The sequence below is a fragment of the Amycolatopsis sp. w19 genome (assembly GCF_051373225.1).
Classification (GTDB): Bacteria; Actinomycetota; Actinomycetes; order Mycobacteriales; family Pseudonocardiaceae; genus Amycolatopsis; species Amycolatopsis japonica.
Genome location: NZ_JBPQFM010000013.1, coordinates 91973 through 105059, shown reverse-complemented (window position 1 = coordinate 105059; position 13087 = coordinate 91973). Strand labels below are relative to the sequence as shown.

Genomic DNA, 13087 nt, shown 5'->3' with positions numbered 1-13087 from the left:
CGCGGGGACATCAGCATTCGATGACGTTCACGGCGAGGCCGCCGCGCGCGGTCTCCTTGTACTTCACGCTCATGTCGGCACCGGTCTCGCGCATCGTCTTGATCGCCTTGTCCAGCGTCACGACGTGCGAACCGTCGCCGCGCATCGCCATCCGCGCCGCGTGGATCGCCTTCGACGCGCCGACGGCGTTGCGTTCGATGCACGGGATCTGCACCAGCCCGCCGACCGGGTCACACGTGAGCCCCAGGTGGTGCTCGACGCCGATCTCGGCAGCGTTCTCCACCTGCGCGGGTGAACCGCCGAGGACCTCCGTGAGCCCAGCGGCGGCCATGGCGCTGGCCGAACCGACCTCACCCTGGCAACCGACCTCGGCGCCCGAGATCGACCCCGTCTGCTTGAGGATCGAGCCGATCGCGCCCGCGGTGAGCATGAACGTCACGATGCCGTCGTCCGACGAACCCCGGATGAACCGCTGGTAGTAGTGCAGAACGGCCGGGATGATCCCCGCCGCGCCGTTGGTCGGCGCGGTGACGACGCGGCCACCCGCGGCGTTCTCCTCGTTGACCGCCAGCGCGTACAGGCTCACCCAGTCCATCGCGTACAACGGATCGCCGACGCCGTCCTCGGCGAGCAGCTTCTCGTGCAACGCCTTGGCGCGACGCGGAACCTTCAGGCCGCCCGGCAGGACGCCCTCGTGCTCGCAGCCGTTGCGCACGCATTCCGCCATGACCTGCCAGATCTCCAGCAGCCCTTCGCGGATCTCCTCGCGGGTGCGCCACGCGAGTTCGTTGCGCAGCATGACCTCGCTGATGGACAGCCCGGTGTCCTCGCAGTGCTTCAGCAGGTCCGCGCCGGTGCGGAACGGGAACTCCAGCTTCGTCGAGTCCTCGACGACGACGGTGTCGGTCTCGTAGGACTCGTCGCGGACGAACCCGCCGCCGACGGAGTAGTAGGTGCGCTCGCGCAGCACCTTCCCGTCGGCGTCGAACGCGCGGAAGATCATCCCGTTCGGGTGCGCCGGCAACGACTTCCGCCGGTGCATGGTCAGGTCGGTGTCCTCGGTGAACACGATCTCGTGCTCGCCGCGTACCTTCAACCGGCAGGATTCGCGGATCGCCGCGATCTTGCCGGGCACGGTGTCGGTGTCGATCTCCTCCGGACGCTCCCCGGACAGCCCGAGCAGCACGGCCTTGTCGCTGCCGTGCCCGAACCCGGTCGCGCCGAGCGAGCCGAAAAGCTCGCTCTGCACGCGTGCCGTCGCGGTGAGGTCACCGTCGGCCGCCAGACCGTCCACAAAGGTCAGTGCGGCGCGCATCGGGCCCACCGTATGGGAGCTGGAGGGGCCGATGCCGATCGAAAACAGGTCGAAGACGCTGATCGCCATTGATCTGCCCTCCTTCCTATCTGGCCAGCAGTGAGCTGGCCTCTTGGGCCGCGGGCCCTTCGGCGGCGAGATGGGCCAAATTCTCCGACAGCGCTTCGCCGCGGTGGGCCTTCGTCTGGGCGAAAAGGCGACCGGCCCGATACGACGAGCGTACGAGCGGCCCGGCCATCACACCAGCGAAGCCCATCGCTTCGGCTGCCTTCGAATGCTCGACGAACTCTTCGGGCTTGACCCAGCGGTCCACCGGGTGGTGACGCGGCGACGGGCGCAGGTACTGGGTGATCGTGAGGATCTCGCAGCCCGCGTCGACCAGGTCCTTCATCGCCGGAGCCACCTCTTCCGGCGTCTCGCCCATGCCGAGGATCAGGTTCGACTTCGTCACCAGACCGGCCTCACGAGCCTTCGTGATGACCTCCAGCGACCGCGCGTACCGGAAACCCGGCCGGATGCGCTTGAAGATCCGCGGCACGGTCTCGACGTTGTGCGCCAACACCTCCGGGCGTGAACCGAACACCTCGGCCAGCTGCTCCGGATCCGCGTTGAAGTCCGGGATCAACAGCTCGACACCGGTGCCGGGGTTCAGCGCGTGGATCTGACGGACGGTCTCGGCGTACAGCCACGCACCACCGTCCTCCAGATCGTCGCGCGCGACACCGGTGACGGTCGAATAACGCAGGCCCATCGCCTGGACGCTTTCGGCGACCTTGCGCGGCTCGGTCCGGTCCAGCGCCTCCGGCTTGCCCGTGTCGATCTGACAGAAGTCACACCGGCGCGTGCACTGGTCGCCACCGATCAGGAACGTCGCCTCACGGTCTTCCCAGCACTCGTAGATGTTGGGACAGCCGGCTTCTTCGCAGACGGTGTGGAGGCCTTCACGCTTGACCAGTCCCTTGAGCTCCGTGAACTCCGGACCCATGCGCGCACGGGTCTTGATCCACGGCGGCTTCTTCTCGATCGGGGTCTGCGCGTTGCGGACTTCCAGCCGGAGAAGTTTGCGCCCCTCGGGGAGCGCGCTCATCGGCTGAGGTCCGCGTACAGCGGGTGCTTCTTGGCCAGCAGTTCGACCCGGGCGGACAGCGACTGGCGCAGGTCCTCGTCGAAGTCCGGGCGCAGCGCCTCGGCGATGATGTCGGCCACCTCGGCGAAGTCCTCGGCGCCGAAGCCGCGGGTCGCCAGCGCCGGGGTGCCGATCCGCAGGCCGGAGGTGACCATCGGCGGACGCGGGTCGAACGGGACGGCGTTGCGGTTGACCGTGATACCGACCGAGTGCAGCCGGTCCTCGGCCTGCTGACCGTCCAAAGTGGAGTTGACCAGATCGACGAGCACCAGGTGCACGTCGGTCCCGCCGGTCAGCACGCGGACGCCGGCCTCGCTGCAGTCCGTGCGCGACAGGCGGTCGGCCAGGATCTTCGCGCCTTCGAGCACGCGCTGCTGGCGCTCGCGGAACTCCTCGCTCGCGGCGATCTTGAGCGCGACGGCCTTGGCGGCGATGACGTGCTCCAGCGGGCCGCCCTGCTGGCCGGGGAACACCGCCGAGTTGATCTTCTTGGCGAGTTCCTGGCGGGACAGGATGATGCCGCCGCGCGGACCGCCGAGGGTCTTGTGCGTGGTCGTGGTGACGATGTCGGCGTAGGGCACCGGGCTCGGGTGCAGCCCGGCCGCGACCAGACCGGCGAAGTGCGCCATGTCGACCATGACCTTCGCGCCGACCTCGTCGGCGATACGGCGGAACTCGGCGAAGTCGAGCTGACGCGGGTACGCCGACCAGCCGGCGATGATCAGCTTCGGCTTGTGCTCCTTGGCGAGGCGCTCGATCTCCTCGATGTCGACGATCCCGGTCTCTTTGTCGACGTGGTACGCGACGACGTTGTAGAGCTTGCCCGAGAAGTTGATCTTCATCCCGTGGGTCAGGTGCCCGCCGTGGGCGAGGGCGAGACCGAGGATGGTGTCGCCGGGGTTGAGCACCGAGACCATCGCGGCGGCGTTGGCCTGCGCGCCCGAGTGCGGCTGGACGTTGGCGTGCTCGGCGCCGAAGAGGGCCTTCGCGCGGTCGATCGCCAGCTGCTCGATGACGTCGACGTGCTCACAACCGCCGTAGTAGCGGCGGCCGGGGTAGCCCTCGGCGTACTTGTTCGTCAGCACCGAACCCTGCGCCTCGAGCACGCCCACCGGGGCGAAGTTCTCCGAGGCGATCATCTCCAGGGTCGACTGCTGCCGGTCGAGTTCGGCCGCGACGGCGGTGGCGACCTCGGGGTCCACTTCGGACAGGGCAGCGTTGAACATCTCAGTTCTCCTGGGTCAGGACGGCGTATGCCTGGGCGTCGAGCAGGGCGGGCACGTCGCCGGTCAGACGCACCTTCAGGAGCCATCCTTCGGCGTACGGGTCCGAGTTGATGAGCTCGGGGGTGTCCGTTGTGGCCTCGTTCACCTCGACGACCTCGCCGTCCACGGGTGCGTACAGCTCGCTGACCGATTTGGTCGACTCGACCTCGCCGAACACCTCGCCCGCGGTGACGGTGTCGCCGACCGAGGGGAGCTGGACGAACACGATGTCACCGAGCGACTCGGCGGCGAAGGCGGTGATGCCCACGGTGGCGACGCTGTCGGCGACGTTCAGCCACTCGTGTTCCTTCGTGTACTTCAGGTCCTGGGGGATGCTCATGATGTCGGAAGGGCCTTTCAGGCGCGGGAGTAGAAGGGCAGGGCGACGACCTCGACGGGCTCGATACGGCCCCGGATGTCGACGGAAAGCTCGGTGCCGGGCTCGGAGTGCTCCCGGTCCACGTAGGCCATGGCGATCGGGTAACCCAGCGTCGGCGAGAGGGCACCGCTGGTGACCTCGCCGATCTCGGTCTCGCCCGCCAGGACGGTGTAGCCGTGACGCGGCGCGCGGCGGCCGGAGCCCTTGAGCCCGACGCGGACCCGGGGAACGTCCTTCTTGGACAGCTCTTCGAGCGCGGCCTTGCCGACGAAGTCGTTCGGCTTCTCGAACTTGACCACACGGCCGAGACCGGCCTCGAACGGGCTCAGCTGGAGGCTGAGTTCGTTGCCGTACAACGGCATTCCGGCTTCGAGACGCAGGGTGTCGCGGCAGGCGAGGCCCGCTGGGAGCAGGCCGTGCGGCTCGCCGGCCTCGGTGAGGATGCGCCAGACGGCGGGAGCCTCACCGGCCGGGACGTACAGCTCGAAGCCGTCCTCGCCGGTGTAGCCGGTGCGGGCCAGCAGGACGTCGTGACCCTTCACCACGGCCGGGACGCTCGCGTAGTACTTGAGCGCGCCCAGGTCGGCGTCGGTGACGGCGCCGAGGATCTCGACGGCCTTCGGACCCTGGACGGCGATCAGCGCGACGTCCTCGGACTTGTTCTCGACGACCGCGTCGAAACCCGAGACCCGCTCGGCCAGCGCTTCGGCCACCACGGCGGCGTTGCCCGCGTTGGCCACGACCAGGAACTTCTCGTCGGCGAGGCGGTAGACGACCAGGTCGTCCAGCACGCCGCCGTTCTCGTCGCAGATCATCGTGTAGCGCGCCCGGCCCGGCTTCACGCCGGACAGGTTGCCGACCAGCGCGAAGTCGAGGGTGTCGGCGGCCTGCGGGCCGGTCACCTCGATCTCGGCCATATGGGAGAGGTCGAACAGGCCGGCTGCCTCGCGGACCGCCTTGTGCTCCGCCAGTTCGCTGGAATAGCGGATCGGCATCGACCAGCCCGCGAAATCGGTGAACAGCGCACCCAGTCCTTTGTGGACTCCGTGCAGGGACGTCTCTTTCGACATCAAGTGCCTCAGTTCTCGTAGGCGTTGAGCGGCGGGCAGGAGCAGACGAGGTTACGGTCCCCGCGCGCACCGTCGATGCGGCGCACCGGAGGCCAGTACTTGGACTTGCGGTTCACTCCGGCGGGGTACACCGCCAGTTCGCGGTCGTAGGGCAGGTCCCAGTCGCCGACGAGGGTCTCGGCGGTGTGCGGGGCGTTGCGCAGCGGGCTGTTGTCCGCGGCCCACTTGCCCTGCGCGACGGCGTCGATCTCCGCGCGGATGGCGATCATCGCCGCGATGAAGCGGTCGATCTCGCCGAGGTCCTCGGATTCGGTCGGCTCGACCATCAGCGTGCCCGCGACCGGGAACGACATGGTCGGAGCGTGGAAGCCGTAGTCGATCAGGCGCTTCGCGACGTCGTCGACGCTGACGCCGGTCTCCTTGGTGAGCCCGCGCAGGTCGAGGATGCACTCGTGCGCGACCAGGCCGTCCTGTCCGGTGTAGAGCACCGGGTAGTGCTGGTTGAGGCGCTTGGCCACGTAGTTCGCGGCGAGCACGGCGACCTGCGTCGCGGCGGTGAGCCCGCCCGCGCCCATCATGCGGACGTACGCCCACGAGATCGGCAGGATCGACGCCGAGCCATACGGGGCGGCGCTGATCGGGCCGACACCGGTTTCGGGGCCGGCCTTCTCCAGCAGCGGGTGGTTCGGCAGGTACGGCGCGAGGTGCGCGCGCACCGCGACCGGGCCGACGCCGGGGCCGCCGCCGCCGTGCGGGATGCAGAAGGTCTTGTGCAGGTTCAGGTGCGAGACGTCGCCGCCGAACTCACCCGGCTTCGCGAGCCCGAGCAGCGCGTTGAGGTTCGCGCCGTCGACGTAGACCTGGCCGCCCGCGTCGTGGACGATCTTGGCCAGCTCGTCGATGCCGTTCTCGTACACGCCGTGCGTGGACGGGTACGTGACCATGATCGCGGCCAGCGTGTCGCGGTTGGCCTCGACCTTGGCCCGCAGGTCTTCGAGGTCGACGTTGCCCTCGTCGGTGCACTTGACCACGACGACGCGCATCCCGGCCATCACCGCGGAGGCGGCGTTCGTGCCGTGCGCGGACGACGGGATCAGGCAGACCTCGCGTTCGGTCTGGCCGTTGGCGTGGTGGTACGCGCGGATCGCGAGCAGACCGGCGAGCTCGCCCTGGCTGCCCGCGTTCGGCTGCAGCGACACCTTGTCGTAGCCGGTGACCTCGGCCAGCCAGCCCGACAGCTGCTCGACCAGGGTGTGGTAACCCTCGGCCTGGTCGGCGGGGGCGAACGGGTGGATGCCCGCGAACTCGCGCCAGCTGATCGGCTCCATCTCCGTGGTGGCGTTGAGCTTCATCGTGCAGGAGCCGAGCGGGATCATGCCGCGGTCGAGCGCGTAGTCGAGGTCCGAAAGGCTCCGCAGGTAGCGCAGCATCGCGGTCTCGGAGCGGTGCGAGTGGAAGACCTCGTGGGTGAGGTACTCGCTCTGGCGGCCGAGGCCCGCGGGCAGGGCCTGGGCGTCGGCCGCGGGGGTGTCGACGCCGAAAGCGTTGAGCACCTTGGCGATGATCGCGGGCGTGGTGACCTCGTCGACGGCGATGCGGACGTGGTCGGCGTCGACCGGGCCGAGGTTGATCCCGTTCTCGCGCGCGACCGCGACGACCGCTTCGGCCTGACCGGGCATGCGGGCGAGGACGGTGTCGAAGAAGCCCTCGTGGACGACCTCGACGCCACCCTCGCGCAGCGCGGCGGCCAGTCCGGCGGCGCGTTCGTGGACGCGGGTCGCGATGCGCTTGAGGCCGTCCGGACCGTGGTAGACCGCGTACATCGCGGCGAGCACGGCGGGCAGGACCTGCGCGGTACAGATGTTGGAGGTGGCCTTCTCGCGGCGGATGTGCTGCTCGCGGGTCTGCAGGGCGAGGCGGTACGCGGGGTTGCCGTCGGCGTCGACCGAGACGCCGACCAGGCGACCCGGCAGCGAGCGCTCGAGCCCGGCGCGGACGGCCATGAACCCGGCGTGCGGGCCGCCGTAGCCGAGCGGGACACCGAAGCGCTGGGTGGAACCGGCGGCGATGTCGGCGCCGAACTCACCCGGCGCGGTGATCAAGGTGAGGGCGAGCAGGTCGGCGGCGACGGTGTACAGCGCGCCGGCGGCCTTCGCGGTCTCGGAGATGGCGGAGTAGAAGCCCGCGCCGCGCAGCACACCGGAAGCGCCCGGGTACTGGACGACGACGCCGAAGAACTCCTCCGGCAGGCCGGTGAGCAGGTCGCGGACCTCGACCTCGACGCCCATGGCCTCGGCGCGGGTGCGGACGACGGCGATGGTCTGCGGCAGGCACTCGGCGTCGAGGACGACCTTGTTCGACTTCGCCTTCGACGCGCGGCGCATCAGCATGACGGCCTCGGCGACGGCGGTGGACTCGTCGAGCAGGGAGGCGTTCGCAGTGGCGAGACCGGCCAGCTCGGAGACCATGGTCTGGAAGTTGAGGAGGGCTTCGAGACGGCCCTGCGAGATCTCCGGCTGATACGGCGTGTAGGCCGTGTACCAGGCCGGGTTCTCCAGCACGTTGCGGCGGATGACCGCCGGGGTGACCGTGTCGTGGAAGCCGAGGCCGATCATCTGCGTCATCGGCTTGTTGAGCGCGGCGAGCGCGCGAAGCTCGGCGATGGCGTCCTCTTCGGACGCGGCGGGGGGAAGGTCGAGGTCACGGGTGACCCGGATCGCGGACGGGACCGCGGCCTGCACCAGGGCATCGAGACTGCCGTAACCGACCTCGGCGAGCATCTTGGCCTGCTCGGACTCCGAGGGGCCGATGTGCCGGTCGTCGAAGGACGTACTGGTCAAGGGAGCTCCTTGGGTCAGGCGCCGGATAGACCGGTGCGCTGGGAACTCCCCCTCTGTCATGGCACCTGAGAGTTTCACCACCGATGAGGGTGGCTTTCACCTTGGGTGAGGCGCACTTGCGCGCCTGCTTTCCAGAGTGGCCTCGCGTGAAGCGGTAGTGGGTACCTGAGAGATTCCGGGGAGTTTGCTCCTTCGGTGCCCCACCACGTTCGTGGGGGCTCTCCCGCTCCAGCTCGACGGCCCGATCTGCAGTTGTGCGCACACCGTACCTGGCCTGTTCAGCGCGCGTCTACTTCCCACCGACCACGTCACTTGCGAGTTCCGGCTCTGATCACGCGAGTTCCGCCTCCAAGCACGCGAGTTACAGCCCCGATCACGCGAGTTACGCGTTCTCCATCATCATCTCGGCGCACATGCGGGACATGTCCGCGCAGGTCAGCGGGTTGTAATCCCAGCCGCCGGGACGTGTGACGGCCCGCATCAGAGGACTAAATGCGCCGGGGCGCGGCAGGGCCCGGGGTGAGAGGGCCCTTCACCGCATGAGACGAGGGGAAAGCGTCCTTCGGCTCCCTACCCGGGCGCGACGGCCGGCCCGAGTACATGAAGGCCCCCTTCCTGTACATAGGCGCAAGGAAGGGGGCCTTCATGTACCTCAACCGCATTCAGAGGACCAAATGCGCTGGGGCGCGGCAGAGCCCGGGGGTGAAAGGGCCCTTCACCGCACGAGATGAGGGGAAAGCGTCCTTCGGCTCCCTGCCCGGGGCGCGACGGCCGGCCCGGAGGCCGTGAAGGCCTCCTTGAGGGACTCTGGGTCTCTCAAGGAGGCCTTCACGGACAGACCAACCGCATTCAGAGGACTAAACGCGGGCAGGGGTCAGAGCGGCGTGACGTAGGCGCCCGAGATGCCGCCGTCCACCAGGAACTGCGAAGCGGTGATGAACGAGGCGTCGTCGCTCGCCAGGAACGCGACCGCGCCCGCGATCTCCTCCGGCTCGGCGAACCGCCCGACCGGCACGTGCACCAGCCGCCGCGCGGCCCGCTCGGGGTCCTTCGCGAACAGTTCCTTGAGCAGCGGCGTGTTCACCGGACCCGGGCACAGCGCGTTCACCCGGATGTTCTCCCGCGCGAATTGCACACCCAGTTCCCGGCTCATCGCCAGCACCCCGCCCTTGGACGCGGTGTACGAGATCTGCGACGTCGCCGCGCCCATCACCGCGACGAACGACGCCGTGTTGATGATCGAGCCCTTCCCCTGCCGCCGCATATGCGGCAGGACCGCCTTGCAGCACAGGTACACCGACGTCAGGTTGACCTTCTGCACCTTCTCCCACGCGTCGATGCCCGTGGTGAGGATCGAGTCGTCCTCGGGCGGGGAGATACCGGCGTTGTTGAACGCGACGTCGACCGAGCCGAAGGTGTCCACAGTGGTCTGGAACAGGGCCTCGACCTGCTCGGCGTCGGTGACGTCGGCCTGCACGAACAGGCCGCCGACCTCGTCGGCCGCGGCCTTGCCCGCCTCGGCGGAGATATCGCCGATGACGACCTTCGCGCCTTCGCTCGCCAGCCGCCGCGCGGTGGCGAGGCCGATCCCGCTGCTGCCGCCGGTGATGACGGCGACGCGGCCTTCGAAACGCTGAACCATTCCTATTCCTCCGTGCTGATGAAGACGTTCTTGGTCTCGGTGAAGGCGTCGATGGCGTCCGGCCCCAGCTCACGGCCCAGCCCGGACTGCTTGAACCCGCCGAACGGCGTCCAGTACCGGACGGACGAATGCGAGTTGACCGACAGGTTCCCGGCCTCGACGCCGCGCGCGACGCGGAAGGCGCGGCCGACGTCGCGGGTCCAGATCGAGCCGGACAGCCCGTACTCGGTCTGGTTCGCCATGGTCACCGCGTCCGACTCCCCGTCGAACGGGACCACGGCGACGACCGGGCCGAAGATCTCGTCCGAGGCCAGCGGATGCCGCAGATCCGGCGGGGTGACGACGGTCGGCGCGAACCAGTACCCGGGGCCGACGGGCGCGTTGCCCCGGAAGGCGACCGGCGCGGAATCGTCCACATAGGACGACACCTTCGCGTGATGCCCCGCCGAGATCAGCGGGCCCATCTCGGTGACCTCCAGCCGCGGATCCCCGACGACGACGCCGTTCACGGCGGGTTCCAGCAGCTCCATGAACTTCTCGTACACGCTCGACTGCACCAGGATCAGCGACCGAGCGCAGCAGTCCTGTCCGGCGTTGTCGAAGACGCCGTACGGCGCGGTGGCCGCGGCCTTCTCCAGGTCGGCGTCGGCGAACACGATGTTCGCGTTCTTGCCGCCGAGTTCCAGGGTCACCCGCTTCACCTGCGCGGCGCAGCCCGCCATGATCTGCTTGCCGACCTCGGTGGAGCCGGTGAACACCACCTTCCGCACCGCCGGATGGTCCACGAAACGCTGCCCCACCACGGATCCCTTGCCGGGAAGCACCTGGAAGACGTCTTCGGGGATCCCGGCCTCGCGGGCGAGTTCGCCGAGGCGGATCGCGGTGAGCGGGGTGAGCTCGGCGGGTTTGAGCACGACGGTGTTCCCGGCGGCGAGCGCCGGCGCGAACCCCCAGCCAGCGATGGGCATCGGGAAGTTCCACGGCACGATCACCCCGACCACGCCCAGCGGCTCGTGGAACGTCATGTTCACGCCACCGGGCACCGGGATCTGCTTGCCGCTCAGCCGTTCGGGCGAGGCCGAGTAGTACGTCAGCACGTCGCGGACGTTGCCCGCCTCCCAGCGCGCGTTGCCGATCGTGTGGCCGGCGTTGGCGACCTCCAGCGCGGCGAGGTGCTCGATGTCGGCGTCGACGGCGTCGGCGAACCGGCGCAGCAGCCGCGCCCGGTCGCCGGGAGCCACCGCGCGCCAGGCGGGGAACGCCGCGTGCGCGCGGGCGATGGCCGCGTCGGTCTCCTCGGCCGAGGTCGGTTCGACCGACCTCACCACCTCCTCGGTGGCGGGGTTGATCACCTCGAACGTGGTCATTCGCGCTCCTTCGCAGCTTTCACCAGCGCTTCGAAAAGCCTGATGTCGTCGGGATTCTGTTCGGGATGCCATTGGACGCCGAGTACGAACCCGTCGCCGGGCAGTTCGGCCGCCTCGATGGTCCCGTCGGCGGCCCAGCCGACCGGGACCAGCCCGTCACCGAGCTTGTCGATCGCCTGATGGTGGTAACACGGCACCTTGGTCTCGGCGCCGAGGATCGACGCGACGCGGCTGCCCTCGGCAAGCGTCACCGTAGTGGTGCCGAAGATCCCCGGCGAGGGCTGGTGATCCGCATTGTCCACCGTCTCCGGCAGATGCTGGACGAGCGTGCCGCCCAGCGCGACGCTGAGCACCTGCAGCCCGCGGCACACGCCGAGCACCGGTTTCCCACTGTCCAAAGCGGACCGCAGCAGGCCGAGCTCGAACGCGTCCCGGTTCGGCCTCGTGTACGTCGTCGCGTGCTGTTCCTGGCCGTAGCGCTCCGGGTCGACGTCCGCGCCGCCGACCAGCACGAGACCGTCCACGGCGGAGATCAGCCGATCGTGTGCCTCACTCACCGGCGGCAGCAGGACCGGGATCCCGCCCGCCGCGACGATCCCGTCGACGTAGACCCGGTGGAGCAGCGCCGCTTCGGTCTCCCACACCAGGAACTTCGCTGGTTCCAAATAGGACGTGAGCCCGATCAGGGGTTCAGAGGCGTTCGAAGCCACGGATCCTCTCCCAGTCGGTGACGGCGGCGTCGTACGCGGTGAGCTCGACCTTCGCCGCGTTCAGGTAGTGGTCGACGACCTCGTCCCCGAACGCGGACCTCGCGAGTTCACTCCCGTCCAGCAGCGCCGCCGCGTCCCGCAGCGTGGTCGGCACGGTCGGCTTGGCGGAACCGTAGGCGTTGCCGTGGAACTCCGGCTCCAGCTCCAGTTCGTTCTCGATACCGTGCAGCCCGGCCGCGATCAGCGCGGCCACCGCGAGGTACGGGTTCACGTCGCCGCCGGGCACGCGGTTCTCCGTGCGCAGCGAATCCCCGTGCCCGACGACGCGGAGCGCGCACGTGCGGTTGTCCGTACCCCACGCGACGGCCGTCGGCGCGAAGCTCCCGGGCACGAACCGCTTGTAGGAGTTGATGTTCGGCGCGAAGAAGTAGGTCAGCTCACGCAGTCCGGCCAGCTGGCCGGCGAGGAAGTGCTCCATCAACGGCGAGAACCCACCTGGGCCATCTCCGGCCAGGACGGGCTCGCCCGCGGCCGAGCGCAGGCTGATGTGGATGTGGCAGGAGTTGCCCTCGCGTTCGTTGTACTTCGCCATGAACGTGATGCTCTTGCCCTCCTGCGCGGCGATCTCCTTGGACCCGGTCTTGTAGACGCTGTGGTTGTCGCAGGTGGTCAGCGCGTCGGCGTAGCGGAACGCGATCTCGTGCTGGCCCGGATTGCATTCGCCCTTGGCGGACTCGACGTACAGCCCCGCACCGCCCATGTCGTTGCGGATGCGACGCAGCAGCGGTTCGATCCGGGCGGTGCCGAGCATCGAGTAGTCGACGTTGTACTGGTTGGCCGGGCGAAGGTCCTGATAGCGCTTGTCCCAGGCCGATTCGAAGGTGTCGTCGAAGACGATGAACTCCAGCTCGGTGCCGACGTAGGCGGCGAGACCGCGCTCGGCGAGCCTGTCGAGCTGGCCGCGCAGGATCTGGCGGGGCGAGGGGGCCACCGCGCCGCCCTGCACCCGTTCGAGGTCGGCGAGGACCAGCGCGGTGCCCTCCTGCCACGGAAGCAGGCGCAGCGTGTCGAAGTCCGGGCGCATGACGAAGTCGCCGTAGCCGGTTTCCCAGGACGACATCGCGTAGCCGTCGACGGTGTTCATGTCCACGTCGACGGCGAGGAGGTAGTTGCACGCTTCGGTGGCGTGCTCGACGACCTCGTTGAGGAAGTACTCGGCGGCGCAGCGTTTGCCCTGCAGCCTGCCCTGCATGTCGGTGATCGCCACCAGCACCGTGTCGACGGTGCCGTCCTCGACCAGTTCCCGGAGCCGATCCAGCGTGAGCATGCCGCGCCTGTTCGCCATCAGCCTCACCTAAAGGTTCGAAGCGGTA

10 protein-coding genes and 1 riboswitch are annotated in these 13087 nt (G+C 69.0%); all 10 genes read right to left on the bottom strand.

Annotation, left to right across the window (positions count from 1 at the left end; translation table 11 throughout):
- Nucleotides 1–10 precede the first annotated feature (10 nt).
- Nucleotides 11–1384 carry an L-serine ammonia-lyase gene (locus ACSMFO_RS24540; protein ID WP_073849147.1) on the bottom strand — a complete coding sequence of 458 codons (1374 nt, stop codon included), beginning with the start codon at nucleotides 1382–1384 and terminating at the stop codon, nucleotides 11–13.
- Between the two features lie 16 nt (nucleotides 1385–1400).
- Complete coding sequence (gene lipA / locus ACSMFO_RS24535) at nucleotides 1401–2402, bottom strand: lipoyl synthase (RefSeq protein WP_360124342.1); 1002 nt, start codon at nucleotides 2400–2402, stop codon at nucleotides 1401–1403.
- Entirely contained in the window at nucleotides 2399–3667 is a 1269-nt protein-coding gene (gene glyA, locus ACSMFO_RS24530) for a serine hydroxymethyltransferase (RefSeq protein WP_436460650.1), read from the bottom strand. The genes lipA and glyA overlap by 4 nt, the downstream gene beginning before the upstream one ends.
- A 1-nt stretch (nucleotide 3668) precedes the next feature.
- Complete coding sequence (gene gcvH, locus ACSMFO_RS24525) at nucleotides 3669–4046, bottom strand: glycine cleavage system protein GcvH (RefSeq protein WP_436460649.1); 378 nt, start codon at nucleotides 4044–4046, stop codon at nucleotides 3669–3671.
- Between the two features lie 17 nt (nucleotides 4047–4063).
- Nucleotides 4064–5155, bottom strand: a complete 1092-nt coding sequence (gene gcvT, locus ACSMFO_RS24520; protein ID WP_038509615.1) for a glycine cleavage system aminomethyltransferase GcvT — start codon at nucleotides 5153–5155, stop codon at nucleotides 4064–4066.
- An 8-nt stretch (nucleotides 5156–5163) separates the two neighbouring features.
- Complete coding sequence (gene gcvP, locus ACSMFO_RS24515; RefSeq protein WP_436460648.1) at nucleotides 5164–7995, bottom strand: aminomethyl-transferring glycine dehydrogenase; 2832 nt, start codon at nucleotides 7993–7995, stop codon at nucleotides 5164–5166.
- A gap of 142 nt (nucleotides 7996–8137) precedes the next feature.
- Nucleotides 8138–8231: riboswitch (glycine riboswitch) on the bottom strand.
- Between the two features lie 638 nt (nucleotides 8232–8869).
- Nucleotides 8870–9637 carry a 3-oxoacyl-ACP reductase gene (locus ACSMFO_RS24510; protein WP_410602738.1) on the bottom strand — a complete coding sequence of 256 codons (768 nt, stop codon included), beginning with the start codon at nucleotides 9635–9637 and terminating at the stop codon, nucleotides 8870–8872.
- Between the two features lie 2 nt (nucleotides 9638–9639).
- Nucleotides 9640–11004, bottom strand: coding sequence for an aldehyde dehydrogenase family protein (locus ACSMFO_RS24505; protein ID WP_436460647.1), 1365 nt, complete (start codon nucleotides 11002–11004; stop codon nucleotides 9640–9642).
- Nucleotides 11001–11714 carry a gamma-glutamyl-gamma-aminobutyrate hydrolase family protein gene (locus ACSMFO_RS24500; protein WP_436460646.1) on the bottom strand — a complete coding sequence of 238 codons (714 nt, stop codon included), beginning with the start codon at nucleotides 11712–11714 and terminating at the stop codon, nucleotides 11001–11003. The genes ACSMFO_RS24505 and ACSMFO_RS24500 overlap by 4 nt, the downstream gene beginning before the upstream one ends.
- Complete coding sequence (locus ACSMFO_RS24495; RefSeq protein WP_436460645.1) at nucleotides 11695–13059, bottom strand: glutamine synthetase family protein; 1365 nt, start codon at nucleotides 13057–13059, stop codon at nucleotides 11695–11697. The genes ACSMFO_RS24500 and ACSMFO_RS24495 overlap by 20 nt, the downstream gene beginning before the upstream one ends.
- Nucleotides 13060–13087 lie beyond the last annotated feature (28 nt).